The following is a 26,983-nucleotide window of genomic DNA, read 5'->3' on the forward strand; positions in this document are numbered from 1 at the left end:
CGCTCTGCCAGCAACTCCTACGACCTACTTAAGCTGGACTCTTAAAAAAGTCAAATAATGGGGTCCCCATGCCATACCTGCCAGCAACGTCACCATCAGCACTTTTTGCCATTCTTTATTCGTTTCTTGATTCATCAGACTATCCCCCGTAAACGGTTCATTCTTGTTATTAGTGAAAAGATCTTATCATCCGCCTCTGAACCAATTCTGAACAATATTAAAATTTTTTTCGCAGTCTGGGTTTTGTAGCAAATGAAAAAAGAGCACTCAGCCAGATGGGCTAAGCGCTCTAAAACGTTGATGTACAGGCCGTGTCAGGAAGCCGTAGGATTCCATTGAAAGGTAGCCGCGGACTTGGATGGAAGGGTAGATTTGAAAACCTTATTTCCATGCCGAACCTTAAATGTCTTTGTGTTCTCTCCCGTATTGGCGGCAATCAGGACAAGCGTACCGTCGGGGTTGCGATAGGCGACCGTTTCAATACTCCCACTATAATGTGTAGAATCAATACGTACCGCACCTGGACGGACGAATTTGCTGGCGTGCCCAATCGCATAGTACTCCACATTTTTCGTAACTGCACCGCTTAACGGGTCGATGGTTACTACACCTCTACAGTTGGCGCAACCTCCATTGGTCGGACCCCCGGACGGGTCAAGTGCGATATTCCAAAAGAGGACATTTTGCGACCAGTTTCGGGGTGCACCAATGATCAGCTTGGACATATCCCAGCTCAAATTATCTCCAAAGCCCGGACTCCACGCTCCCCCACTACATTCTGTCATATATACAGGCTTATCAGGAAAAGCATTATGCACATCTGTCATCGCTGTGGGCTCTCCTTTGTAGCAATGAAAGGCCGTTCCGTGCGTATAGTTTCGAGCCTGTTCATCTCCTAACACGGTCTTAGCATATTCGCTCCCTGTATCCCAGTTATGGTCAAAGGCAATAATGTGAGTAGATAAATGGTTTCGATTTAGGGTGGGACCCAAATATTGTTTAATAAAATTCGCCTGTTCTGCTGATCCCATACTCATGCTGGGATACTTGGACGTCGTGAATTCTGGCTCATTTTGAATGGAAATCGCCTGAATCGGAATTCCCTCGTTCGCATAAGCCTGTAGATAACGAACAAAATAGTCAGCATACGCCTGGTAGACGCGCGGATCGGTATAATCCAAATACCAGCCGTTATAAATATGCTCCCCATATTTCATCCAGGGCGGAGCTGTCCATGGGGTTCCCATAATCTTTAAATCCTGGTTTCTTCTCAGAATTTGCTTCAATACATCGATCACATCCCGATCCTTGGCGATGGAGAAATGATTCAGCTCATAGTCCTTGCCTGTTGCCACATCGTCATAGGTATAGCTACCAGGCTGTCCCTGTTCATCTACGGAATAATCCGAGGCTCCAATGGTATGGCGAATATAACTTAGTTGAATGCCACTAGCTGTAAACAAATCATTTAGCAGCTGATCGCGCTGATTGGCAGACATGCCATGATTCATCAGGTATGCGGACGAACCGGACACCGCTGCGCCAAATCCCTCCATCGTCTGATAATGAATATCTGGCTTAATCTCAATCGTCAGTGTATCCGCATTCGCTGCATTTTCTTTACTGTTATCCTTATCCCAACGGATCGGGGTTTGTTGGGTTAGGCGATTCGCCGGATCGGGTGTTGTTAGCCACATGTTGACGTTATTTTCTGCTTTCGGCCCCGGAACATTCCGTATAGCCATACTGGCCAGGACCGCACAGATCAAAATGGCTACTGCAGCTATAAGCAGCCAGATGTCAGTACGTCGTTGCTTTTGGAGTTTTTTCATCTAATATCCTCCTCCCCCCATCATTATCCTGTCCCCATCCTCCCTACTATTTCAGCTTTCACTTGGGTTTCCCTTTGCATACCTGTTGGACGTTTACATACCGATAGCAAAAAGAGAGCCGGTGCTTTTGCCCGTGCTCTCTTGAATATAGCCATTTTAAAACAAATATAACGGGATTACTTTTTTGCCTTTTCTGTAGAGGTTGCCGGAATCGTAACACTTCCTGTCAGTCGTAAATCCTGTGAGGAGCTACCCACATAAATGGGCACTTCACCCGCTGGCATAACCCATGCTTTGGACTTTTCATCCCAATAAGAGAAAGCTTTCGGGTCGAGCTCAATGCGTACCTTCTTCTCTTGACCCGGCTTCAACTCTACCTTGGACCAGCCTGCCAGTTGACGGGAAGGAGTCTCTACGTTTGTCGGAAGCTTACCGCTGTACACCTGTACAACCTCAGCTCCGGCTGTTTTGCCAGTGTTCTTCAATTTTAGCGAAACTTCGACGGAACTCGTACGATCGGATTTTTTTCCACTCGCATGCTGTTTTGTTTTCAGATCGCTATATCCGAATGTCGTATAGGATAAACCGTGTCCAAAGGAGAACGCTGGTTGAATACCCGATTTCTCATACCCACGATAGCCTACAAAAATACCATCTGAATAGTCACCTATACCGTTCACGCCTGGAAACTTCTCTGGTGAGGACACGGGTGTAGACTGCTCGTTAACCGGGAAAGTTACCGGCAATTTACCAGAAGGATTCACATCACCGAATAAGACGCGCGCTATAGCATTTCCTTGCTCTTGTCCAGCAAACCATGCTTGTACGATGGAAGGGACTTTGTCCTGCCATGTATCCATTTGCACGGCTCTGCCGCTCATTTGTACGACAATGGTTTTCGGATTTGCAGCCGCAACCGCACGGATCAGCCGATCCTGATTGTTCGGCAGTTCCATATCGGAACGCTCAACATATCCTTCGCTCTCATACGTACGCGTAACAACAATCGCAACATCCGATTTTTTTGCCAATTTTACAGCGTTATCAATCAACTTATCTGACGTATCTGCCGGAGGTTCCCAGCCCAGACGAACCATGCCACCGGAATCACGACCATTTGTCGGATAATCAGCGCGGTATTCAATACGTATCTTGTGCTTTTCACCCGCTTTAAGGGAGATGTTTTTCTTCGTAGTGCCCAGCTTTTCACCTTGATTATCCACGAATAGCTTATCGTCGAGATACAGCTTGCTTGATCCCAAACTGGTTAATGACAATGCATAGTCACCATCCTTGGGAGCTGCAATTGCCCCTGTCCAGCGTGCAGATATCAAGCCGTTCAGTGTCGTTGGTGTATTGGGAACTTTAGGGGACTTCGCATTGAAGCCCTGATAATTATAAAATCCAAGGTTCATATTGACTTGGTCATCATTGCGTACAAGAATCGGATTGCCTTCCATCTTGTTATTCTTCCAGTATTCGCCTCGAAGCCCCTGTTCGCCATCTCCATAAGTCGCATATCCAACACTGATATCCTCTTTCTGATCAGATGTAGTCAACAGTGAAGACGGAACAGCAGATGGCCCTGGCATAATGTCTCCTGCAGAGATCGGGTCTGTGCCCGGTGCATATTGGACGGTAACTCCTTTGCCGACACGATTGCGGATGCCCTCTAACGGACTCACGGTATACGTCGGGTTCACCAACGAACTGCCTCCGCCTGCCACAGTGCCGTTATCTGCATCGGGGCCAATCACAGCAATGGACTTGAGTTTATCTTTAGACAACGGTAATGCATTGTTTTTATTTTGAAGCAGTACCATACTTTCCTCAGCCAATTGACGGGCTGTTTTGCCATGGTCACGGGCATCAATTTGATTATTTTGAGCCGGGTGATCGAATAAACCTTTGCTGAACATTTGCACCAGAATGCGCCCAGCCTTATCATCAATCGTTTTTTCACTTACCTTGCCATTCTTAACAGCCGCCAGCAGCTGATCTCCCCATTTACCATATGGTGTACCCGGTGTTTCCAGGTCCAATCCGCTATTTGCTGATTCGACTGTACTCAGGTTCGCACCGTAATCACTCATCACGAAGCCCTTGAATTGCAGCTCCTTCTTCAAGAGGTCCGTCAAAAGAGTTTTGTTCTCACAAGCAGACTCGCCGTTGACCTTGTTAAAGGAGCACATGGCCCCTCCCAAATCTGCCTTGGCGATGACTTCTTGGAACGGGCGTATGTAAATCTCATGCAACGCACGGTCACTGACTTTGACATTCGTCGTGAAGCGCTCCGTTTCCTGATTATTCATAAGGTAATGTTTCGCAGTCGCCAAAACAGGGTGGCTTTGTATACCTTTGACATAAGCGGTCGCCATTTGCGATTGCAGTAGCGGGTCCTCACCCATAGATTCAAAGTTTCGCGATCCCCATGGAATACGGGCAATATCCATCCCCGGTCCAAGCGCAACATTATGAGTTGTATTAAAAGCCTCGTCTCCGATCAAATCACCATACTGTTTGGCAGCTTGGGTATCCCACGTTGCAGCCAACGCAATTGGAGCAGGCAACGCAGTAGATTGCTTGTCCTGCACATCTGGATTGGCGATGCGCACACCCGCAGGTCCATCTGCCATCGTCAGCGCCGGAATACCCAACCGCTCCATCGAATTATTATAAAATCCATAGTAATTGTTGACCTTACCAGTCACCAAATCTATTTTTTCTTCCAGCGTCATTTCTTGCAGCAGCAACGCTGTCCGTTTCTCAGCCGACAGGGCCGTGTTCATCCAAGGCCGATCTGTCTGGCTGCCTGCCGCTCCTGCAATATTCATAGGTCCAATCACAACAGCCGCGATAACTGTCATCATCACCATACGGAACAACCATGTTGATTTCACTTTCACGTTTGTAACTCCTCCTTGATGTTAGGTCATGAGGTGAATGTCTATTCAACTCTCACAGGCTTGCAAAGGCTCTCGATCCTGCGAGCTCCGACAAGAATCGAGAGCCACGGGATAAGCAAGCAAGTCAGCAAAAGCCGCAATGGCTCAAGTGACACGTTTACCACCCTACCGTACATTTTCGAAAATTTCATTGAAAGTTTTTGGAAGTACAGCACTAGGACCTTCATTCTTCTCCATAAAAAGAGAGCGCTCACAATTCAGTTAACTGATAATAAAATTACACTTTTGTAACTTTTTAATGACGGTTTTTTAACTAATTTAAATCACAAAAAATGATTCATATGTCCCACTCTTGATTGACTCATATGGCGTTACCTATCGTGCGACCAAAGTCGCTATTTGGGAATTGGAAATACTTATGTATGAGGATTTTGCAAAATCCTAGTATAAAAAAATAACGCTCACAAACAAAAAAATTCCAGAGAACCTGGAAGGTCCCTGGAATTAATGTGATTATTCAAACGGATACCGAAGCCCCCACTGTGAACGAATCTGATCCATCAGTTTCATAATTCCTAATGATTCATCCAAAGAAATAGTAGAACTTTCGAGCAAGCCTTCGTTCAAGCAACGCCCGACTTCTTCTGCTTCAAAGGCATAGCCTGTAGAGGATCGGTCATCCTGAAAGTTTTGTGCCTCTTCACCGTCCACAACTAAAGTAGCCGATGTGCTGTTCAGGAATGACGGAATGTGGATATAGCCCTTTGTTCCATGGATGTATGCCTCATTCGTCAATCCGAGACGGACTGCCCCGTTAAGCATAGCCGTGCGTCCTTTTCCATAATCCAGCAAGATCGAAAATGTCTCGTCAACGCCTGTCTCCCCGATATGAGCAGTGCTCCATACATGCTCAGGTTCAGGGCCGAAGACCATTGAAGCAAAAGAAACCGGATAAATCCCTGCATCTAATAGAGCACCTCCGCCCAGCTCAGGGTTCAAAAGCCGCCCCTCCGGGTTCCAATCTACCCGAAAACCAAATTCCGCCTTAACCAGCTTTACCTCGCCAATGAGACCCGCATGTATCCACTCCCGCACTTGGCGAATCGGAGGCAAAAAACGTGTCCACATTGCTTCCATCAGGAATAGCTTACGCTCACGTGCAAAGCCGATCATTTCCTCCAATTCTTTGCTATTGACGGTGAAGGGTTTCTCACACAAGACTGCTTTGCCTGCCCGAAGAGCCATCAGAACATTCTCTTTATGAAAAGGAGGAGGAGTCCCTACGTAAATAGCATCTATCTCGGGATCTTGTGCTAATTCCTCATAGCTCCCGTAAGCCCTTGATATTTGATGCTTAGCTGCAAATTCGGTAGCGCTTTCAATAGTGCGTGATCCAACAGCATACCCTTCTCCATTCGTAACATGCGCCAAATCCGCCACAAATTGATCTGAGATCCAGCCTGTGCCGACAATTCCCCATTTAATCTTTTTGCTCATACGTGTGTCCCTCCCAGCAATTTGGTTAACGTTGACTTACAACATACCCTTTTATTCTAGCAAACGCCTGTCCTAAACAAAAGAAGCATCTGCTAGACGACGGTTTCTTTTGTGGCCTAGCAGCATCTTCATTTATGCCCATTATTGAATGACGTATCTGTAAAACTTTTTATCCACTTTCATGACTGGAAAACCAATCGGCAATTCTCCAGGAGCTATACTAACAAAGCCGTTCTTCTCATAAAAACGATGAGCTGCTACGAATTGTGGTGTTGTTCCAAGATAGATTTCTTCAATAGACCTTTCCCTAGCCCATCCTATGGCATGATGCAATAATTGATTCGAAACATTGAATGTTTTACCTCTATAGTTTTGTTTTACAAACATCTTTCTGAGTGCTGCCTTACGGTTCCCAATATCTAACAAAGCTATAGTCCCTACTACGTTTCCTTCACTAAGAGCCACCCAAAAGTTGCCGTTACCACGCTGATAAAAGTTTTCAATATCAAGCAAATCTGGCTGATCTTCTTTGGTTATGGCGATACCATATTCATCTTTTTGAATATGTAAAATTAAATCAACAACTTGTGGTTGATACTCGGTTGAGTACTCTTTTAGAAAGATATTATTAAACATCGTTGTGTTCTCCTATGATCGTCAATTGTTATACTGTTAGATTCCCATCAAACTACAGAACCTAAATTATTACCCATATCTCCTTATTCGTGCTCGATAAACGCTCAATATTAAATAACTCAACCTCCGCAACTAAACTAAGTTTCCACCTACACAGTCGAGGATGCGAAATCATTGTTTAGGTGCGAACGTTGAGTTAATTATGAATCTATATATATCAGAATTCTATTCTACGCTTGAAGCTGTGTAAGAATTTGCGGGTCCTTGATCTTCTGATCCTCGGCCAACAACACAACTTTGGATAGAATCTCAGCTGTTCTTGGGTCCTCGTCCAGAAACGGCAGGAAGATGCGTCCACGATGCTGCGAATGCACCGGGATAATATGCAGTGCTCCCTTCGCTTGCTTGTAGACACCCCCGCTTCCCAGATGCACAGCATATTCGCCAAGAGTCCCATCTACACGTGCATAATTCCCATCCAAGCGTACATTGCTAATTTTCAGCAGGCGAAGTGATTCCTGCACAATAACCCTACGCATTTCAATGGTCGTCAGACTGGCCTCTGGATCAACGCCACCTACATGGGCAACACTGACGACCAGATCCACGTCCCGCATAACTTCGGAGAACAGAACAGGAGGAACTTCGTCCAACGGTACGCTCTTATACGTTGTCCGATCAAAGAACTGCACTGTCTCCAGTGTAGGAGCCTCGGTATCCGCTGGTGAGAACCAATCCGCCATGGCATACAGGTTCGCAATCAGATTCTCAGCATAGTACACCTTCTGAAGTCCGTCCTCATAGCTGACTGTCCATTGGCGACCTTTCAATAGGGATACCGTTTTATTCGGCTGTACCTGGTGTCCTGCATATCGACGGGAAACGGTCGCATTTGCACGTTCATCAGCATTCAGCAAGTACAGCTCACGGAACACCTGCTTAAATGGCTGGCGTATCTGGCGGTCGAATAAGTCCTTCTGGAATTCGCTCCAACGACCACTTTCGAACAAATGAAGGGGATGGGCAATAATCAGCTTATCCTCTTCTCCTATAGTATGCTGTTCAGCAAAAGGAGCCGTCAATACCAACGTTTCCTCATTAAAATATCCGAGGTGATCATCAGCCTTGAAAACCAGTGTCCGCACCAACGGAGCAAGCACAGGATTACCCAGCAATCCTCTCAATTCCTTCACCATAAAGGTCGTACCAGACTCCATAGAGCGTTCCAATTCTTTACGAGCTCTGCGGTACTGATCCACTAGATCTCCTTTAAGCTCCTTCAGCGACGTAACATACTCATCCTTCTTGAAACGAGCCGGAATGGATTTTAGCATCTTGCCTTTGCTGACAATTTCAATATCTGCCGCTCCTTCAGTATCAATGACGAGCTGCACCGTTGTAGCCTCGTCCAAAGCATGTGGCTCAAAATAAGACCGAAGATCATCCAGCTTACGAGCTTCCATATCCCATACGAGACGGGTTACGTCATCATAGCCTGCGTTACGTGCCAAATTCCCGAGCGCAATCCGTGAAACGAGTCCCTCACTGGCCTTACGCTGTGCGCCGAATTTTTTGCTTTGTTCCAGAAACCTCTGGATAAAATCATAACGTTCGCGTATATCTGGTTCAGGCGGCTGAGCAAGTGGAATCAGACTGTAGGTCAGCAAATGGTCTTTGTTTCGCTTGTCCTCCACTGATTTTTCCATTTCACTCCGTTTGAGCTTACCCAGCGTCGCATCTGCAAACAACTGGGATCGACGATGATTGGCTCCAGCCGAAATATACTTGGCACAATCGTACAGCAGGTCAAAACGTTCCTCGCCCAACGTCTCATAGGCCTCATGAAACCAGTGAATATCGAAGGCACCATCATTAAAATCTTGTGGAGCAATCGGCGAGTAATGAGCTACAATCGTTTCCTTCTCGGCCGAAAAACCTTCATTGATATGCGCATGGAAATACCATGCCGCACTGCGAAGCCCTTCCCAACCGAGATAGTCTGCTACAATCTCAATCCACTGCGGTGCATACATAGCCGCCTCCAGCAGACGTTTATCTGTAATTTTAGTGTTCTTCAGCTTTTCCTTGAGCAACGTGGCATCCTCGCCATCACTCGGATAACATGCCTTGAGCAAGTGGCTGAACGATTCCTTTTTGGTAATACGATCACCGTAGCCGTACACATAACCACGCACAAACGTTTCCTTGTCGAGACCCTCCAGAATACGGATGAAATAATCCATACCTTCAAATTGGCTCAAGCCCATAACCTTTGGCGTAGCCTCGGTAGGCAAATCGCCTCGAACCAATTCAACCTCTAGCAGTCGATCAATAACCGTACGACGTATCTCCAAAAATTCTGGTCTGCTAGAAATCCATGTATTGCGGGCATTGGTTAAGGAACTCATATGTCTTCTGCTTTCACTACCAGCCAGCAGCTCCCGATACACTTCACCTACACCAATCAACCCTTTTTCATATGCTTTGAAGTAATCCTCCAGATCCAGCGGAGAATAAAAACGATTTTCCGCTCCTGGCAGTTCTGCGTAGTTCACAAAGGTATGGAAAAAGCGCTTAAAGGACTCATCATCATGGACCTGCCCCTTCTCCAGTGCCACCCACGGGCCAGACAATAGATGGAGCATTCCCATGTCTTCTTCAGGTCTGTCCTTAGGCATGCCTTGCATTAGTGAATTTAAAGCAAGGTCAATTACGTCAAATGTTTGGTCACCGGATGTGTCCATAAAATAAGCATTAACTAATGTGCTTACCTGATCGGAATAGGTCAGCTCTGCCATCCACTTCTGTACCTCGTTAATGCGATCCAAAGGATACAATTGCTCAGCGAAATCTTTACGCCATCCTTCCAGCAGCTTGTGCTTGCTTTGTTCTGAATAGTCCATGTTAAAAGAAAAGTATCGATAATAGCGATCCAGCGTTCGGTCCATAGGCTCTAATCGGTCATAAAAAACAAGCTCCAGCAGTTCACGCGCTTCCATGCCGCTTTCCTGCAAATAACGGTCCCACTCCTCATAGAGAGGATATAAAGACAGTCTGGAATCTACTTCTTCATCGATCTGAACCAGCCGTAGAGGGCGAAGGTTCGTCCCAATAAGCAATGTATCTTTGTAGCCCGAATAATACTCCGCAGTATATTCCACATCACGATGATGATGAACAAGCTCGTCCAGTCCACTCAAGAACTGCTTGAGCTTCTCCAATGGACTAACAAAAACATCGGCCAATCGAAAATCACCCAGATCAACTTTCTCTTCCAACCAAGCTTCCTTGACATTCGGATCGTACAGTCCAAAACCGTTAGCCCCTGTATAAGCATCCTCCTGTCCCAGCTTGGACAGCAGTTGCTCCTCTTTGGCTGTAGGTTGCTGAATGATATCCGCCAAAGTCCGCAGGCTTTCATACTGTTCGGCACGATCCGGGTCTGCATATATCTTCGTCAATACTTCCAGTCCACCCAATCGTTGCAGCTCCGCCTTAGCACGCAGCAAGCGTTCCAATGAGCCAGCGAGCGGCTCTTCCGATTGTGAGAGCAACACACCAATGACACTTTGGCGCAATGATCCCGTCTTGAGCTTTAATAAGGCTTCCATTTGTTGCATTTCTGGTTCCGACAGCGTCAGCTTACGCGCCTTGGCCACAGCGAACTCACGGATACTCATACTTTTGTCAGACAAACTGGAAAAAATAAAATCACGTTGTACCGCATCCTCAGGTTTTTGCACAAAATGGTTCAACAGTTCGCCACGCAGATTAGGGCTAATCTGTTCCTTTAAGGCTATGATTTCCCCAATCCAGGAAGCATCCATATCATAACCAGCGAGATACAGCATTTTTTGAATAGGTGCATCTGAGCGGTGATACAGATTAACAAAATCCAGTACCTTGGAGGGCTCGGTGGACTCACCCTTTTTCATATGTACAAACAGGTTATGAAGTCGTTCAAAATCCTTACGCCGCTCCTCTTTGCTCTCCAGCAAAGGAGTACGCACCACTTTAACGATCCGATCCGCGACCGTCCCGCCTTCTACCCATTCATAAAAATAATTGCTTGTATAGTTCGTCAGTATCCAATATTGAAGCTCTTGGTCCGTTTCATCCAGATATTCTCTCGCAATTCCGAGGCGTACATCCTTGTTGTCACTGTTAGACAGTACATACAGTGCTACGATCTTCTGGTAGGTTGCTCCTTGCTCCATGAGTTTTCGAACCTGTCCATACAAATCACGTTCCTCATGTACTGCCGTAGCCCACAAACTCATATAAACTTCATTAGCATTTGAGCTGATCAGCCATTCCTGGCGCAGTTCGCTACGAGTCAATGCTTCATATGCCTGCTCGATCAGTTGGCGAACGACCCGCTGATTGGCGGATTCCAAGCCCATGCCCGTCCATACTGCAAGCGCCCGCACCACCGAACTGTAACGAATGAAGCCTTGGTCGATGATCACCTTTAACAGATATATTAGAGCCTCTGGGGTTCCTTCATCCATTTGTTCCACGATACTTTGGCGCAATCCCTCCTGGAGCTTGGCGGCTGCCAAGAGCTCGCCGATCATGCGATAATTCTCCTCCTGATGACTCAGGAGCATGCCTTTAATCATATTGCGCGTAAGTAACGCCGCCTGATTATCCCCATAAATAATAGCTTTTAACGCCTCAAGCACCTGCGAATTACCGTTATCCAGCTCATAAGCAATCCAGTCACCAATCGTTTCCTGAATCCGGTAATCCCTGCCTGGTTCATAATCCTTTTTTGTTAAATAATCCATTACGGAGAACCCGATACAGTCCATTCGAATCAACTGCACCATTCTTTTATAAATCCGGGAAGTATGGGCCGTAATATCCGAAGTGCGAAACGGTTTTCGCGCATACCCTGTGCTGTATGGATATTCAGTCACATGCTCTGTTAGATGGGCAAATACATCGCCCGCCGTTTGTCCAATTAGAGCACGTAATACCTCTGTCAGTGGCTTAAACAGCGGTTCTCCGCTTTCTGTCGCCCGTTCTTTTAATATTCGCTGACATTCGTTAAATGGCTCCTCGTTCTCCTGTATGTAATGAAGCTTACCCAGTTCCACAACATACTGAGCCAATTCCTGTTGTGGTCCATCCAGTTGCGCCGCGCGCTCCTTCAGTGTGGTGAAATATTCTTGCTCATTGTTCTCTTGATGCATATTTCGTTTCCCCCTCTACCATAGGCCTCCAGCCAGCATTGTGAAGCGTATAAATACAATCTCATTCCCATCCTTAAGTGACAAAGGGGCATCCAGTTCAATAGTTTCCTCGTCACACACAAAAACTCTGTATAAACCATCTTCAAATGCCTGCATCGCCGTGTTCACGGCATCCTTAATATCCGGGACACCATCATTATATATGGAACCGAATCCTACTTTGCCTATCTCGCCTTGTGCCTGAACTTCTTCTCCCGTAAGGAACGGAATCAGCGCGACACTCTCCTGCTTTTCCCGCAGCTTTTGAACATTCAGAGCAACGGTTGCAGTAATCAAATCTCGCAATGTTTCTGGAGCAGGACTCAGCTCTATTTCCTGTCGTGCGAGTGCGGGCTTGCGCTTTCCCAGACTTTTTACAGTTACAAACAGCTTCATGTCATTCCCCTTCCTTTTTATTCACGCTTTTGGCCCGTTGTCAGCTGAATTTTTTGACCCATATAAAAACACCGTTAACAAAATCGAAAACGAATGTTTGTTCGTATTTTTATTTTAATATGTTCCTTATCATTACTCCATCGCCCTTTATGACCAAAATTCGCAGCGGTGCAACACCCTAAAACCTTAAAAAATAAGACTTTATACCCTGTTTTCGATAATTCCTTTCCATATTAAGGATGAAAAAAAGACCTGCACAAGGGAGACCATCTGCTCTTCACAGACTTCCTTCCATTATACAGGTCGTATTTCATCATAAAACGATGTTTCAACATACTTATTTATTTAAAATGCTGGAACAACGCTATCCTTGTAATTGTCCTCAAAAAATTTACGTACTTCCGGTCCAGTCATTCGCTTTGCCAGCTTTTGAATAGCATCGGAATCTGCATTATCCTTACGCGCTACCAGATTAATAGCAAAGTGCGTATCGTCTTTTTCGGTAATCAGCGCGTCCTTCTTCGGTGTCAGACCGAGCGGCTTGGCATATGCGGGATACATGGCAGCCATGTCCACATCATCCAGTGACCGCGCCAGCATCAACAAATCCACTTCTTTAAACACAAACTTTTTCTTATTCTCAATAATATCGGCCTGTGTAGCATTATAGCCTACACCTTCTTTAAGCTTGATCAAACCATTTTGCTCCATCATTACTAAAGAACGTCCAGTATTGGCCGGGTCATTGGCAATGGCAATAGTCGCACCTTCCGGCAGGTCTTTAACGTTCTTGTATTTTTTGGAGTACGCGCCGTAAATGGCGTTGTAAATAGGTTTTATCGCCACCAAATCAGACTTGTTGCTTTCATTATATTGTTGCATAAAAGGAGCATGCTGAAAGAAGTTAGCATCTACTTCCCGGCTTGCCAATGCGTTGTTCGGTTGGATATTGTCTGAAAGTACGACGATTTCCAGATTGACTCCGTCCTGTTTAAGCAGCGGCTTCACGATATCCAGCACATCTGTCATCGGTGGGATTAGCGTTGCTACTTTCAAGGTCACTTCTTTTTGGGAATTTGCTTCTTTAGACTGTGTTTCTGGAGCAGCCTGCTTTTGACCACCGCATCCGGCAACCAGTAGCATAACGACAGCAAATAGTGTAAGTAATTTCAAGTTCGTTTTCATGTTGTTTTTCCGACTCATTTGATGAGGAACCTCCAAGTAAATTGTGATTAGGAAGATAAAAAATGAGTTACAGTGGGAGCCGCAGCCGCTTCGCGAATGATTTGATCTTACGATCGCTGTTGAAATGGGATTCTCTCTGATTTATAAAGTGATGTATAGGTTAGAATCCCATTTCAAAGGCGAACGCTGACGCTTCTCCAGAACAATTCTGCCCGCTCCGCTTTTGAGGTACTGTAAAGTCATTTTTATTTCCCATAGTGAGTTGTGCAAGTATAGTGAAAGTTACAATTCCACCTTACCGCTTGTCGATCCGGCGGGATATGCTGCTTCCGGTGAACTGGATCGTTTGTACGAAAATAATCATGACAACGATGGTGAACGCCATCAAGCCTGTTTCAAAGCGCTGGTAACCGTAGCGGATGGCAAAATCGCCTACCCCGCCGCCGCCCACAATGCCCATCACCGTGGAGTAGGAGATGAAGCTAATGGTGGACGTGGTCAAACCCAGTACAAGCCCGGAACGAGCCTCCACGTACAGAAATTTAAAAATCAGCTGGAGGGTGGATGCCCCCATAGAAGTAGCGGCTTCAATTACACCCTTGGGCACCTCGAGCAATGATTGCTCCACCAGCCTCGAATAATAGGCGATGGCCACCACTGACAAGGGAACCGTTGCAGCCATCGTGCCCAGCGCCGTCCCTACGACCAGACGTGTAAATGGAATCATAAACACGACGAGCAGCAAAAACGGGAATGAGCGGATAACATTGACCACACTGTTCAATAGGGTGAACAGCAGTCGATTTTCATATTTTTGCCCTTTACCACACAAATACAAAATCGTTCCTGCCGGAAGCCCTAACAGTACAGCTGCTGCGATAGAAATCCCCACCATGATAAACGTCTCTCCGATGGCTTTCCATATCTCAGACTGATATTGCGCAATGATGCTCAGCATTTCATTCATCAGCTTCACCTGCTCCCGCTGTTGAACCTACCGCAGTGTCAGCTACACGCTGCGTTGAAAGTAGTTGCCCATCTCGCATTTCTGATACACGGGTACAAATATTGCGTACCACGTCCATATCGTGCGTTACGATTACAATGGTAACTCCCAGTTCACGGTTGATCTCCCGTAACACGCCCAAAATATCCGCGGTCGTCTGCGGATCAAGCGCCGAGGTTGGCTCATCACACAGCAGCACCGCAGGTCGATTCGCCAGCGCTCTGGCTATCGCCACACGTTGCTTTTGGCCTCCGCTCAGTTGTGCCGGATACTGTTCTGCTTTATCAGCTAAACCGACGAATTGCAGGCATTCGCGCACACGTTCCGCTCTCTCTTTTTTCGCGACACCTGCCAGCTCTAACGGCATTGCCACATTTCCACTGACCGTCCGATTGTGAACAAGATGATAATGCTGAAAAATCATCCCTATGGATCGCCGCGCTTCTCGGAGACGTTTTTCCGGCATGCGAGTCAGCTCTTCCCCGTTTACAACCACGTTTCCCTCATCCGGCCTTTCCAATACATTCATCAACCGGAGCAACGTAGACTTGCCGGCACCGCTGGCACCTATGATACCGTGAATTTCCCCCTCCTCCACTTGAAGGGACACGGATTGAACCGCATGAAATTGGCCGCTTGAGGTGGTATAATGCTTGCTTACCTGATGCAGCGTAATCATGAAACTTGGCCTCCTGATGATCCATTTCTGCGGGAAAATGTAATAAGCCCGCCAGCCCGGGCGGGTCTGTACGAGCCGTCAATTCCCATTGCATTAATATACCACAGAGCAGAAAACGGGCAAAGCATTTTGACAACAATTAACGTACATCCCATACCCCTACATAAGGAAAGCGGATACCGAGTCCCCAAGCCAGCGTAAGCATCACCACAAAATAGAAAACAAATAAAATATCTACAGCCGAATAGCCAATCGCATAATAATACGTGCGCTTGGTTTCATTAGCAAAACCCTTGGCTTCCATAGCAATAGCAATGCGCTGCGCACGCCGGATACTTTGAGCGAGCAGCGGAATCGCATATCTGCGGAGTGTGGCATACATATTCCATTTGGACACATGCTGATGTAAGCCTCGAATGCGGTGTGCTTGTCTCAATGCCTGGAATTCCTCCACCATCGTGGGCATTAACCGCATGGCTGCCAAGAAGCTGTACGCATACTTCGGAGGGAGCCTCCATTGCTGCATCAGTGAATAAAAAAGGTCCACCGGACGAGTCGTTAAACCAAACAGCAACCCTACCGCAGCCATACTCAGCGCACGAAAGCCCAGATGCATGCCTCGGTAAAAGCTTTCCTGCGTCACATGGATCAAGCCCCATGACCACCAGGTCGTCACCCCTTTGCCGAACATCATCATGCCCGTTGAAGTTGAAATAAACACCAATATAAAGGGAGAACCGTACAGCAGCAGCCTCTTCCATGGATGGCCTGACCAGACAAGCAGCAGCAACATAGTACACGCAACATTAAACATGACATTCGGATCATGAATGACTATAACGACCACAAACAGTATGGAAAACAACACGAGCTTTAAGCCCGGATTCACGCGATGCAGCCATGTTTTATGATGGGGAAAGGACAGGTTCATACTGTAGTTCCCCTTTCTGAATCCGCCATATATTGGTACAATATCGACGGACAATTTCCGGGTCATGCGTGACCATCACAATGGCCGTGCCTGCTGCTCTCAGCTGCTCCAACATATCCAGCATGACAAAGGTATTACGCGCATCCTGACCAAAAGTCGGCTCATCCAGCAGCAGCACTTCCGGCTCACGGATCATGGCCGTAGCAATACTCAACCGTCTTTTTTGGCCTAATGAAAGCTGATACGGATGACGCTCGTCCAGCCGCTCCAATCCGAACTGTACGAGCATCCGATCCACCCGCTCCCGGCACTGTTCAGCACTAAACAAGCTCTTCGGTAACGAATACTCTAGTTCCTTTCGTACGGTATGCGCTACGAATTGCAGCTCGGGATTTTGAAATGCGAACCCGATACGCTCTGCCAGTTGTTCCGTACTGCCTGCCTCAATTCCGCGCACGCTATAACGTCCCTGTGTGCGAAGTAAACGCATCATGGAGAGCAGCAGCGAGCTTTTGCCAGCCCCGTTTTCACCGACCACGCCAATCCAGTCGCCAGGCTTCACCTGCGCATGCTCCACATAAATCACTGGACTTAAACTGCGGAGGCCGCTAAAATGTTCCAGCTCCAGCAAATCAGTCCCCGCACCACTCTGTTGTGTCACTGATTCACTCCAACGTGGCGAAGACGATTCATTCCATACTCCCGGGTACCACACGCCATACTCGGACAATGCCTGCCGATGCACATGAAATACTTCTTCCGCCCTTCCATCCGCAATGATCTCCCCTTGAGCAGAAAGCACTACAATCCGATCCACATCGTGGACGATTTCATTAATTTTATGCTCTACGATCACCAGCGTTTGGTCTACCGAAATGTTGCGAATGGTATCCCATACCTGTGTGGTGCCTTCCTCGTCCAACAAAGCCGTGGGCTCATCCAAAAAAAGCACTTCTGGCTCCATAGCCAGCACAGACGCAATCGCCAGACGCTGCTTCATTCCCTGTGACATGTTGCCAATGGGCATGTGTATATCATCCGTCGATAGACCAACCTGTATCAGCAGCTCGCGAATACGGGATTGCATCTGTTCCCGGGGAATCTGATTATTTTCCAACACAAAAGCCAGTTCCTCGTCTGCATATGACATACAGAACTGCGTATCAGGATCTTGAAATACAATACCTGAGACACTTGGGATTACAGCAGCATCGCATTTCATGGGCACTTCTATCGTGCGTGGAATCAGACCGCTTAACACTTGGAGCAGTGTTGATTTACCGCATCCACTCGGTCCCAGTAGCAGCAGCTTTTCCCCCTTGTGGACAGACAAAGACATATTGTGAAAAAGCAGCTCTTGCTCACCAGGGAATTTCAACCGTAGACGGGTGATCGAAGCCACCACATCTTCGGTTGCCCGGCTCATCAATCCAGCCCCTTATAATCTTGTTCCGTTGCAGGTCTCAAACTTTGTGTAACTCCGGTTACCTCCAATGCCTTAGCCAGATAGAACGCGAATACCCCGGCAATCACAATACTGCCAATCATCCGAAATCCAATATACAAAACATAGTTCCAGGTCGATAGCTGATCAATATACCCGTAACTGAAGTCTAAAATCAGAGAAGTGACAGCCGCCCCGGCCGCAGCTAACGAAGCAACCCACAGGTTTGCGTTCCGATACAGAAAAGCTGCAAAAAACAGCTCCGCTCCCAAGCCTTGCAGCAGGCCATAGTACAAGGTGGACATGCCCCATTCGCTTCCCAAAAAAGCGCTGACCGTTGCCGCTGCCACCTCTGCCAAAATCGCAACACCCGGCTTGCGAATGATGAGATAAGCAAACGTGCCTGCCATAAACCACATGCCATACATCAGTTGCTCGGCGTGTAGACCAAATGGTTTCATCAAATCATAGGCAGGTCCCCATATTTTGTAGACCAACCCGAACACAACAGATATCACAATCGTGACCAAAATATCAGTCAGCTTCAACCCTTTGGACGCTCTTACAGCAGTATTCATTATTGCGTGCTCCCCTTTTTCCTTATAATTGGCCTCTTGGCCATAAAAAAAGCTTGTCTGGAGCTGAATCTCCAGGCAAGCTTTATGCGCAGTAAAAGGTGAAGCACCATACAAAACATCATTCGTCGATATGCCTTATATAACCAGTAGTCTAAGCTACTACACTGATACCAAGCCAAAGTCAGGGTCAAGGTAAAATGCTAGGACATACATTGAATCTATCGACAACCGCAAAACAAGCGGCATTCCTGTATAGTGTTCTTGGTTTCTCTACGCTGGCATTACCCAGATCAGATTTTACGGTCAGTGGCAAGGGCCACCCTCTCAGCCTGACTTTCTCAAGCTCCCGACAATGCTCTTTTAATTCACTATAATATATACCACATCTATGGCTTTGACAATCCTATAATCCGAAGAAACGTTTGGCTGTCTCCGTCGTCGCGATTTCGATCTCCATCATGCTTCGACCTGTACATTCGGCAACCGTAGCAGCAATATGAGCGAGATACACGGGCTCATTACGCCCTTCTTTGGGCTTCACGGGCAAATTACGCGGGGTCAAAAATGGAGCATCCGTTTCAATCATCAGACGGTCCAAGGGAATATCTCTGACCAGTTCACGCAGATGTTTGCCACGCCGTTCGTCGCAAATCCAGCCGGTGATCCCGATATACAGTCCCATTTCTACATACGTATGCAATTCCTGTTCAGTGCCAGTAAAACAATGCACTACCGCTTTATCCACAAGCCCTTGATACTCCCGAAGCATAGCGACAAAGTCCTCATGTGCATCTCGTTCATGCAGAAATAACGGCATATTCAGCTCACCCGCCAGTTGGATTTGCTCCCCAAACCATCGACGCTGCACATCACGTGGCGAAAAATCACGGTTATAGTCCAATCCGCATTCCCCTATGGATACAACCTGCGGCTGACCTGCCAACTGGCGGAGCTGCTGAATCGTGTCTGCGTTGCAGTCTTTGGCATCATGGGGATGCACGCCAGCTGTCGCATACAGCTTGCCCGGATAACGTGCTGCATACTGAGAAGCCTCCCGACTGCTGCGGACACTGGTCCCGGTAATAATCAGCGGTGAAATTCCTACAGCCGCGGCTCTCTCTACCACCTGTTCCCGATCTGCATGAAACGAACGGTGCATCAAGTTCACACCAATATCAATTAACGGTGTACCCCTTTCCATCTCAATCCCTCCTTCGCAAACTACAATCTCGGATCAATCGGCTCCGATTCCAGCGATAGCGCGGCAAGGACGCATTCATGAATACGATCTACCGTATCCTTGCGGACAAAACGTTCCACGCCTTCCATACCAAGCGCTCCTTCCATCAGGGCATGACGCTCCTTTTTGTTCGTTCGACGCTGCTTCAGACGCTTTAAATTCTCAGGGGCAAGATAGTCCATACCGTAAATGATGTACAAATACTTCCGGCCTCTCACCTTGATTGCAGGCTGAATCATCTTGTCCCGATTTTTCATCAAAAAGCGTTCCGGTTTGATCACAATCCCCTCATGACCATCCTCTGTCATCTCGTTCCACCAGCGAATGACCTCTTCCTCGCTTGCTTCGTCCGTGATCACGCGATACTCTGTCTCCATAAACAGGGAAGACAGCCCAGCCAGCTCACGGTTTTGCTCCATATGCCAAATATGAGAATGGTCGAAAAAAGTCTTTCCGCTGTGTGCCAGCGTATGGAACGGTGCGATACGAATTTCATCCAGACCGTCCACATCCCAGCAATATTTTTGAAAAGCCTCTTGAAACGTTACGGCATTCGCGTACTTCTGTTCCATTTCCTCCAACCAGTCTCCAACCTCTCGGCCTGCAACCTCTGCCTGCTTCAGCTTGTCTACCAGCTTACTGCGATCCAGCAGAGCTGCTTCCCCCACATGGGCATACTGTGCAGCAATCAGTTCCCGAGCCTTGAGATTCCACGGTACAATTTCCGCATCCAGCAACACAAAATCCGTCTGGTTCCGTTCAAAATATCCAGTAGTCCGTAGATCCACATTCAGCTTCTCCAGCACTTGCTTCCCAAGGCTTTGTTCAAAGAAAGCTCTCCCGCTCCGACTGTAGATCGTGCCCAATGTCGGGTAGCCTACATATTGAACAGCAGCCTGTTCGTTTTTGAATAATAGCAAAATAGCCCGGCTACCCATATGTTTTTTCTCGGCCACCATCGTTTGTACTCCTTGCCCACGATAATAAGCCAGCGCCTCACGTGGATGCTCCAGATATCCTGCCTCTGCAGACACCGCTGGAGCAGGACTCATCGTCGGTGGAATATACACCAGCTCCTCCATGGGTACAGTCACATGTGACACGGTATCTATAGCGGATTTGATCCATTCTCCTTGTACGCGCACTTCGCCATACGATTCCGTCAGCACACTGTAACCAGCGATGAGCTTGCGTAAATTCGGCGGGGAAAACCGTTTTCTCTGCCACCGGACAAGTGGGCTATCGGGATCATTCGCATAGTTCTCATGTGCCGGAACGCTGACAAATTCCTTTTCCGGATAACGATAAGCGGTCAGCATACCGCCAAATACCACACCCTGATCAATATTCACCGTCTGATTCACAAGGGTAGGCTGCGGTCTCGGATCATGTCCCCATACTACTATTTCTCCCGATTCATGGTCTACGAACCAATCCTTGCGGATCGGTTTTCCGTTCGCATCCTGCCCCTCCGTATCTCCATAGCGGCAATAATCAGAAATACGTGCCGACTTTTTGCCAATAAAATGATCCTTAATCCCGGCATGAGCCACGACCACGTGTCGCAATCCATTTCTGCCAAAAATAAGATGAGAAGGTGCATGTAGCAGAAAATCTCTCAACTCACTTCTAAGCTGCTCCGCCGCTGCCTTGCCCGCTTTTTGTTCATACTGGGCCAGTTCCTCTGCAAATCGTTCATCCCCATGACTGAGAGTCACCTTTCTTCCATCGAGATAACGGCCGATTTTCCAGCCATGATTACTGTCAATCATATACGCTAGTCCGGCATCCACGTGCTTTTTCCAGAACTGCACCGCTTGTAACGATTCTGGGCCACGGCTCATTACGTCCCCGACAGATACCAGTCTTCTGCCATCTGGATGATGGTATAGTCCTTCCGTATCTTCCGTATATCCTAGCTGCTCTATCACTTCCAGCATCTCACGGTAGCACCCATGGATATCACCAATGATGTCAATACCTGAGCCAATCTCATGAAATAGTGGCTGCGCACGGCGGACAAAATTCATTTCTTCTATATCCTTAAGGATATAGCAAGCGTTAAAGCCTTCCTCACGGATACCACGCAGGTTCCGCTTTAACAGCTGTGCCTGCTGCTTGACCCGTTGGCGGCCACGCGGATGCTCCCTGCCTAAATCCCGTTCCAGCAGCACAGCTTCGGGTACATCCAGTACCCAGGCCATAACAGGAACATGCGCCTTGGCTGCCAGCTGTACATATTTTTGACGATCCTCAGCATACAAATGGGTGGCATCCACAACCGTCAGTTTATTCAAGCGACAGCGCATAGCCAGAATCGTATCCATCGCCTCAAACGCCTTGGCTGACATTTGCTGATACTCATAGAACAGTACATCCGATTCCAGCCTTGGAAGTCCACTCCAGTCTATAAATTCCGTATCTCCGACCAGCTTGCGAAAATGATCCGAGGATACCACTTCCGTCTCCAGTAGAATCCCTTCGCTCACCAGCCTGTCCAATAATGTGGTTTTGCCACTGTTGGAGGCCCCAACCAACACAACCAGTCCAGCATACGGTAAATGAATCGTACGTTTGGATGAATTGCTCATGCTTCCTTCTGCTCCTTTCTGCGCGTAAATATAGCCATTTGGGTCGGTTGTCCAAAGCCTTCGACCTCTTCTCCGATCCCCTTCAGCGCTACCGAATAAGGAGCTTCCGCAATCCACTGCTCACATCGTTCCTGAAACTCGCTTCTACTCCATTCAAAACGATGATCGCCATGCCGCAGCTCTTGCTGATTCATACGATACACTTCATTATATTCACGATTGGGAGTCGTCACGATCAGCACGCCCGGCTGATACTCTGTCACAATCGTCTTCATCACCCGGTTCAGACGATGCTCATCCACATGCTCAATGACCTCACATAGAATCATCACATCTTTGCCCCGCAATTGTTCATCATAATAAAAGAGAGAACCCATCATGGGTGTAGGGCTGATCGCGTCAGCATGCCTTTCCAGCTTGGCAAAACGCTCCATGGCTCTCACTTGTGCATACGCAGACGGCTCGACCGCCCAAATCTCTTCAATGCCCGTCATTCGGGCCATCCGAGCCGATAGCTTCCCTTCCCCTGAACCAAAATCTACGATTTTCTGTCTTCGAGGCAACTTGCGAATCACGTCCATAATGGCTTGATATCGCAGTTCATTCAGCCGTACAGTAGGCTGCTGCTTCCCTTCCTCCTGTGGCTGTTCTTGCTGTTGAACCTGTTCGTGCTTATCCTTTTGAGCTTGGACAGTATCCTTTTCAATGTGTTTTTTTGTACCTGTTGTTTCAGCAGAAACAGAATCAGATCGCTCAAATTGCTCAATCAGATTGGTAAAACGCAGCGTGCGTCGAATGATGAGCTCGCGTAGCGGATGCTCTGGCAGCCAGCCCTCACCGTAACGTCTCAGCTTGTCAAACTCTTCTTCACTAATATAGTAGTGCTTATAATTATCCAGCACCGGAATCAACAGCAATAACTGACGCAACGCATACTGCACCGTCTGATGACCACTTAACGTGACATATCTGACGGTGCTTCGATTTTTCAGCTGAAAAGAATAATCCGCTTTCCCTCGTTCTATGGCCACTTGATAACCCAGCGGAGCAAATAGTCCCTCCACCACAGAATCCGGTAAATCCGAAGCAACGGGCCCAAACGATAACTCCAGCGCGAAAGGGTGCGTCACCCATCCTACATAGTCTTCCTTGGGTTTGCCGTTCAGGGCCGTGCCAAGCGAGCCACGAATATAAGTGCAAAATAAGCTGCTGGTTACAAACTCCCGGTCATTAATATATTGTGTAATGTCATAGCTGTCTGGACTGTTTTTGACCAAATCAATCGAATCTGGCGAGGCCTGAATGACGATTTCAGCCTCTTCCTCGGTAAAAACGGTGTACACCATGCGTACACGTGCGCCTTTTTCTGTGCGATCATACGTATTGTAAGGATTCTTAGCAAGCAAATGCGAAATCATCCCTGCATGGATTCCAGTTGCTTTTAGCGTGATGTGCATACTCCACTTCTCCTTCCCAGCTTATGCTTTCCATACTTCATTCACCGCAGCGCGGAACAAATCATCCAACTGCTGATCCCGTCCACTCTCCACATGCTGAAGCAAGGGCGCCTTTTGTTCAAAATAAGCAATTTGCTGCTGGATAAAATCATTCACCACCGAAAGCTGTGGCTCAATATCCAGTTCCTCGCCCGCTTTTTTACGTTGCAGCAAATGCCCGATCACCTGATAAAGTTCTGTATCTGACGGAATTAATTCCTCTAGCAAGTCTCCAAATTCAATCGGAGGCATGCTGTTGTAACGTTCAATCCAGCCACAGGCCAGCAGGGGGCGCAGCACGTAAAAATACTTTTTAATCTTCACCTGCTCTCCTTGCAAATAATCCCGATAGTTTCCTCGCGCCATATTCAGATAATGGTACATACAGGACTTCGGAGAGAAGGTTAACGGCGATATCGCACGAATCTGGTCAGCCACTGAATACTGCTCCAGATAGGGAATCGGAGATTGCAGCCATTCCAGCAAAGGCGGATTGGATTTGCGAAACAAATGGAGTGCCTTTTTCAAATCCCAGCCGTTCATATCCAGCAAATTGCTGATTGGCCGCTCAATCACATCCCGCTTATCAAAAATAGACAAATACCATTCTCTGGGTCTTACATAGATAAATCGTACATCATAGTCACTGTCCTGTGAAGGAAACCCCCATGCCCGACTGCCTGATTCACAGGCGTATATAATACGTATTTGCTCCTCCTGCTCCAACGCGCGCAGCTCACGCAAAATCGTTTCACGCATTTCTGGTTGAATGAAACCCTGCCCATGCTTCACATCTGTCATGTTGTTCCCTCCCTTATCATTAAAGTATTTCCCGAATCTGTTCTCTAATCGTCTCATCCGTTTCATCTATTAATAAGCGGCGAAGACGCATAGCCGTTTCCTCTCCCGTCCAAACATGTTGCATCACCCTTCTGTTATGTATTGCTTCTTATTTCATCGTGCTATCTTATATTCCTATGATGCTTTATTTTGGAAGTCGTGAACATGGTGGAAGTATTACAAAGATGAATAAATTCCCTTTTTCCTGCATCCCTTCCCTGTTAGAATAAAGGGATACTTGCTTTCGGAGAACGGCAACAGAAACGGGGAATGCATCATGGCGAGAGAGAGTTTTGATAAAGAAATTCAATTCCTGCGCATGCTCACACTGACCAGCGGCGCTTATAATCGGCAGCAATTTGCAGACAGACTGGGCATTTCAGTGCATACCTTTGATAAAACAATCCGGCGCCTCAAGGAAATCGTCCAATCCGTACAACAACAGTTGCCTGAGGACCAAGGACATGATTTTAATGAGATGCTGCGCTTTAATTACTACGAATCCGCTGATCCATTACTTTTATTCTTGTTTCGGGCTAAATCGCTCAAGGAATCAGAAAGCGTCCGCTTATCTCTTCTGCTGACAGCGCTACAGTCACAGCCTCTGACCACTATGGAATTGCTGGATGCTTGCTGCAACGGGCTGCCTTCCGACAGTTCGCTGCCAGATGAAAAAACGATTCGTTCCGATCTGAAATATCTGGTCGAAGTGGGCGTGGTTCGCAAGGAGCCCGGCGGCAGACCTTACCGCTATGCTGTCCGCAACGATCTGGTGACAGGACTGACGGACGAGGAATTACTGGACTTATATGATTTTGTAGACATTATGGCCAACACCCAGCTTCCCTCTGTTCAGGGATATCTGTTGCGAGATTATCTAAAAAAAGCTATGCGCCGTCAAGCCGGAGATCGGGATATGATTGAACCTTTTTTATATAAATACCACTATTATTCACGCATTCTGGACGAAGCCCATATTCATCCGCTTCTGCATGCCATTCGGCAACGTCGCTGTGTAACTTTTTTATATTTTTCGACATCCAAACGAAGCATGTACGGGTCACAGAACACAAACCCGCTGTTTGAAAAAGAGACGGAGGGCCGTGAACATACCATTCTGCCCCTGCAAGTCATCTATGATCATCAATATGGACGTTGGTATGTTCTTGGTCATGTAGGTGGTAAAGGAATCATGAAGTTTCGTATGGAGGGCATGACTCAATTGGTGGAGGGCAAGCCTGTACCAGAGCAGTTTCATGCCGATCTGCTAGCGGTGTTGGAAGAAAAAATGCGGTACAGCTGGCTTGTTGATACCGGTCGTCCTGTGAAGGTACGGGTACGTTTTTTTAATCCTGAGGGCGCGAAGCACAACTTTATTCGGGAACGTGTGCTGTCACAGGGACAGTGGGGTACGATTGCGGAGGAAGAAAGTGAATCCTTTATCTATGAAATCACAGTGAATGGAATCACCGAGATTAAGCCGTGGATTCGCAGCTTCGGATCAAGCTGTGAGGTATTGGAGCCCCAGCGGCTGCGTAAGGAATTCAGACAGGAATGGAAGGAGCTGCAAGCCTATTATGAGCCTGTTCGAGAAAATATTTAACTATCAGATCGTCTCTCGGCTGGATGAATCGGGCGCTTTTGCTACCACATCGCAGGAAAGAGTCTGGCTCCAATCTATGCTGACAGATTCGGCAGCAATAGAGGCTTTCACCCCGTCTACGCTTGACAAGCTTCGGCAGATGCTCGCAGACGACGAGCCGCTGGAGGCCGATAGGAGTTTGCGGGAAAAAGCAGGTCTCCCTGCTGTCTCGGTATATCATCCACTCCTGCGTGAATTGCGTCCCATTCTGCGGTCCCGTTCAGGTATCTGTATGACCTACAAACTGCGCAACGGACGCATGCATGAGCGAATGTCTGGTTTTCCATATAAGCTGGAGTTCTCCATGGTCAAAAAAGAATGGAGCCTGCTGTGGTATAACCGCAGACACCGCGCGCTCATGTCTACCAAGCTGTCTAATATCGTGAACATCATGGAAGATGAGCTTCTACCCGAAGAGGCCGAAAAATTCACCCAACGTATACTCGGTATACTGGAGTCGCGCAAGGAGCATGGCATCATCGAAATTATTCCCATATACAACGGTGAAATGTCTCGTATTTTATATGCTTTTTCCTGCTTTGAAAAAGAGGTCGAATATGTTCAGGAAACAGATACCTATCGTATTACGCTCACCTTCCAGGCAGACGAATGTGAATATGTGCTATCCAAAATCCGTTTCCTTGGCAAACGTGTCAAGGTCGTCCAAGGCTCCCGGCTGATCTCGCGAATGAAGGAAACAACGGCCAAGGCCCTTGCACGCTACGAGGAGGAATAGCTACTGAGGCAATATGAGATGCATCCATGTAAATAGGCCCTCCCTCCGTCTGTTAATGAGACGAAGGGAGGGCCTTATTAAACTACAGTTCGTATAAACAAGGTCATACAC

At 47.3% G+C, this 26,983-nt stretch carries 18 protein-coding genes and 1 riboswitch; of the genes, 2 read left to right on the plus strand and 16 right to left on the minus strand.

Translation table 11 applies throughout. From position 1 onward, the window contains the following. Nucleotides 1-314: 314 nt before the first annotated feature. From NLX73_RS20235 to NLX73_RS20310, 16 genes are all read right to left on the minus strand, one after another. Complete coding sequence (locus tag NLX73_RS20235) at nucleotides 315-1,832, minus strand: glycoside hydrolase family 30 protein (RefSeq protein WP_254327146.1); 1,518 nt, start codon at nucleotides 1,830-1,832, stop codon at nucleotides 315-317. A 176-nt stretch (nucleotides 1,833-2,008) separates the two neighbouring features. Beyond that, the gene (locus NLX73_RS20240) at nucleotides 2,009-4,738 is read right to left on the minus strand and encodes a glycoside hydrolase family 3 C-terminal domain-containing protein (protein ID WP_254327147.1); all 2,730 of its coding nucleotides are present in this window, start codon (nucleotides 4,736-4,738) and stop codon (nucleotides 2,009-2,011) included. A gap of 513 nt (nucleotides 4,739-5,251) precedes the next feature. Then, complete coding sequence (locus tag NLX73_RS20245; RefSeq protein WP_254327148.1) at nucleotides 5,252-6,235, minus strand: Gfo/Idh/MocA family protein; 984 nt, start codon at nucleotides 6,233-6,235, stop codon at nucleotides 5,252-5,254. A 141-nt stretch (nucleotides 6,236-6,376) separates the two neighbouring features. Beyond that, entirely contained in the window at nucleotides 6,377-6,871 is a 495-nt protein-coding gene (locus NLX73_RS20250) for a GNAT family N-acetyltransferase (RefSeq protein WP_254327149.1), read from the minus strand. A gap of 230 nt (nucleotides 6,872-7,101) precedes the next feature. Next, a complete protein-coding gene (locus tag NLX73_RS20255) occupies nucleotides 7,102-12,069 on the minus strand; it encodes a DUF4132 domain-containing protein (protein WP_254327150.1) in 4,968 nt (1,655 codons plus the stop codon). 15 nt (nucleotides 12,070-12,084) lie between these two features. After that, a complete protein-coding gene (locus tag NLX73_RS20260) occupies nucleotides 12,085-12,504 on the minus strand; it encodes a hypothetical protein (RefSeq protein ID WP_061830603.1) in 420 nt (139 codons plus the stop codon). Nucleotides 12,505-12,849: 345 nt separating this feature from the next. Beyond that, nucleotides 12,850-13,707 carry a MetQ/NlpA family ABC transporter substrate-binding protein gene (locus NLX73_RS20265; protein WP_061830605.1) on the minus strand — a complete coding sequence of 286 codons (858 nt, stop codon included), beginning with the start codon at nucleotides 13,705-13,707 and terminating at the stop codon, nucleotides 12,850-12,852. A gap of 277 nt (nucleotides 13,708-13,984) precedes the next feature. Continuing rightward, complete coding sequence (locus tag NLX73_RS20270; protein WP_250259303.1) at nucleotides 13,985-14,656, minus strand: methionine ABC transporter permease; 672 nt, start codon at nucleotides 14,654-14,656, stop codon at nucleotides 13,985-13,987. Further along, nucleotides 14,649-15,374, minus strand: coding sequence for a methionine ABC transporter ATP-binding protein (locus NLX73_RS20275; RefSeq protein WP_250259304.1), 726 nt, complete (start codon nucleotides 15,372-15,374; stop codon nucleotides 14,649-14,651). The genes NLX73_RS20270 and NLX73_RS20275 overlap by 8 nt, the downstream gene beginning before the upstream one ends. A 139-nt stretch (nucleotides 15,375-15,513) precedes the next feature. Beyond that, nucleotides 15,514-16,305: an energy-coupling factor transporter transmembrane component T family protein gene (locus NLX73_RS20280; protein ID WP_250259305.1), complete on the minus strand. Its 792-nt coding sequence runs from the start codon at nucleotides 16,303-16,305 to the stop codon at nucleotides 15,514-15,516. Further along, a complete protein-coding gene (locus NLX73_RS20285; protein WP_254327151.1) occupies nucleotides 16,280-17,731 on the minus strand; it encodes an ABC transporter ATP-binding protein in 1,452 nt (483 codons plus the stop codon). The genes NLX73_RS20280 and NLX73_RS20285 overlap by 26 nt, the downstream gene beginning before the upstream one ends. After that, complete coding sequence (locus NLX73_RS20290) at nucleotides 17,731-18,327, minus strand: ECF transporter S component (protein WP_254327152.1); 597 nt, start codon at nucleotides 18,325-18,327, stop codon at nucleotides 17,731-17,733. The genes NLX73_RS20285 and NLX73_RS20290 overlap by 1 nt, the downstream gene beginning before the upstream one ends. A 249-nt stretch (nucleotides 18,328-18,576) precedes the next feature. Beyond that, a riboswitch (TPP riboswitch) is annotated at nucleotides 18,577-18,686 on the minus strand. A gap of 44 nt (nucleotides 18,687-18,730) precedes the next feature. Then, nucleotides 18,731-19,528 carry a TatD family hydrolase gene (locus tag NLX73_RS20295; protein WP_254327153.1) on the minus strand — a complete coding sequence of 266 codons (798 nt, stop codon included), beginning with the start codon at nucleotides 19,526-19,528 and terminating at the stop codon, nucleotides 18,731-18,733. Between the two features lie 20 nt (nucleotides 19,529-19,548). Next, nucleotides 19,549-22,158, minus strand: a complete 2,610-nt coding sequence (locus NLX73_RS20300) for a polynucleotide kinase-phosphatase (protein ID WP_254327154.1) — start codon at nucleotides 22,156-22,158, stop codon at nucleotides 19,549-19,551. Further along, on the minus strand, nucleotides 22,155-23,615 hold the full coding sequence (locus NLX73_RS20305; RefSeq protein ID WP_254327155.1) for a 3' terminal RNA ribose 2'-O-methyltransferase Hen1: 1,461 nt from the start codon (nucleotides 23,613-23,615) through the stop codon (nucleotides 22,155-22,157). Before NLX73_RS20305 ends, NLX73_RS20300 begins: the two co-directional genes overlap by 4 nt. Nucleotides 23,616-23,636: 21 nt before the next feature. Beyond that, nucleotides 23,637-24,455, minus strand: coding sequence for a nucleotidyltransferase domain-containing protein (locus NLX73_RS20310; RefSeq protein WP_254327156.1), 819 nt, complete (start codon nucleotides 24,453-24,455; stop codon nucleotides 23,637-23,639). Nucleotides 24,456-24,771: 316 nt separating this feature from the next. On the opposite strand from NLX73_RS20310, the gene NLX73_RS20315 reads away from it, so the two are divergent. Both NLX73_RS20315 and NLX73_RS20320 read left to right on the plus strand, forming a co-directional pair. After that, entirely contained in the window at nucleotides 24,772-26,097 is a 1,326-nt protein-coding gene (locus NLX73_RS20315) for a helix-turn-helix transcriptional regulator (protein WP_254327157.1), read from the plus strand. Further along, nucleotides 26,072-26,872, plus strand: coding sequence for a WYL domain-containing protein (locus NLX73_RS20320; RefSeq protein ID WP_254327158.1), 801 nt, complete (start codon nucleotides 26,072-26,074; stop codon nucleotides 26,870-26,872). The genes NLX73_RS20315 and NLX73_RS20320 overlap by 26 nt, the downstream gene beginning before the upstream one ends. The last annotated feature ends 111 nt before the right edge of the window (nucleotides 26,873-26,983 follow it).

It is taken from the genome of Paenibacillus sp. CH40, assembly GCF_024213605.1.
Classification (GTDB): Bacteria; Bacillota; Bacilli; order Paenibacillales; family Paenibacillaceae; genus Paenibacillus; species Paenibacillus polymyxa_B.

What these genes read in the sequence shown, in the direction of transcription:
- NLX73_RS20280 (WP_250259305.1), bottom strand. Translation starts at nt 16,305, where the DNA reads ATGAACCTGTCCTTTCCCCATCATAAAACATGGCTGCATCGCGTGAAT.
- NLX73_RS20270 (WP_250259303.1), bottom strand. Translation starts at nt 14,656, where the DNA reads ATGAATGAAATGCTGAGCATCATTGCGCAATATCAGTCTGAGATATGG.
- NLX73_RS20265 (WP_061830605.1), bottom strand. Translation starts at nt 13,707, where the DNA reads ATGAGTCGGAAAAACAACATGAAAACGAACTTGAAATTACTTACACTA.
- NLX73_RS20300 (WP_254327154.1), bottom strand. Translation starts at nt 22,158, where the DNA reads ATGAGCAATTCATCCAAACGTACGATTCATTTACCGTATGCTGGACTG.
- NLX73_RS20250 (WP_254327149.1), bottom strand. Translation starts at nt 6,871, where the DNA reads ATGTTTAATAATATCTTTCTAAAAGAGTACTCAACCGAGTATCAACCA.
- NLX73_RS20235 (WP_254327146.1), bottom strand. Translation starts at nt 1,832, where the DNA reads ATGAAAAAACTCCAAAAGCAACGACGTACTGACATCTGGCTGCTTATA.
- NLX73_RS20255 (WP_254327150.1), bottom strand. Translation starts at nt 12,069, where the DNA reads ATGCATCAAGAGAACAATGAGCAAGAATATTTCACCACACTGAAGGAG.
- NLX73_RS20320 (WP_254327158.1), top strand. Translation starts at nt 26,072, where the DNA reads ATGAGCCTGTTCGAGAAAATATTTAACTATCAGATCGTCTCTCGGCTG.
- NLX73_RS20245 (WP_254327148.1), bottom strand. Translation starts at nt 6,235, where the DNA reads ATGAGCAAAAAGATTAAATGGGGAATTGTCGGCACAGGCTGGATCTCA.
- NLX73_RS20285 (WP_254327151.1), bottom strand. Translation starts at nt 17,731, where the DNA reads ATGAGCCGGGCAACCGAAGATGTGGTGGCTTCGATCACCCGTCTACGG.
- NLX73_RS20290 (WP_254327152.1), bottom strand. Translation starts at nt 18,327, where the DNA reads ATGAATACTGCTGTAAGAGCGTCCAAAGGGTTGAAGCTGACTGATATT.
- NLX73_RS20315 (WP_254327157.1), top strand. Translation starts at nt 24,772, where the DNA reads ATGGCGAGAGAGAGTTTTGATAAAGAAATTCAATTCCTGCGCATGCTC.
- NLX73_RS20260 (WP_061830603.1), bottom strand. Translation starts at nt 12,504, where the DNA reads ATGAAGCTGTTTGTAACTGTAAAAAGTCTGGGAAAGCGCAAGCCCGCA.
- NLX73_RS20310 (WP_254327156.1), bottom strand. Translation starts at nt 24,455, where the DNA reads ATGACAGATGTGAAGCATGGGCAGGGTTTCATTCAACCAGAAATGCGT.
- NLX73_RS20275 (WP_250259304.1), bottom strand. Translation starts at nt 15,374, where the DNA reads ATGATTACGCTGCATCAGGTAAGCAAGCATTATACCACCTCAAGCGGC.
- NLX73_RS20305 (WP_254327155.1), bottom strand. Translation starts at nt 23,615, where the DNA reads ATGCACATCACGCTAAAAGCAACTGGAATCCATGCAGGGATGATTTCG.
- NLX73_RS20295 (WP_254327153.1), bottom strand. Translation starts at nt 19,528, where the DNA reads ATGGAAAGGGGTACACCGTTAATTGATATTGGTGTGAACTTGATGCAC.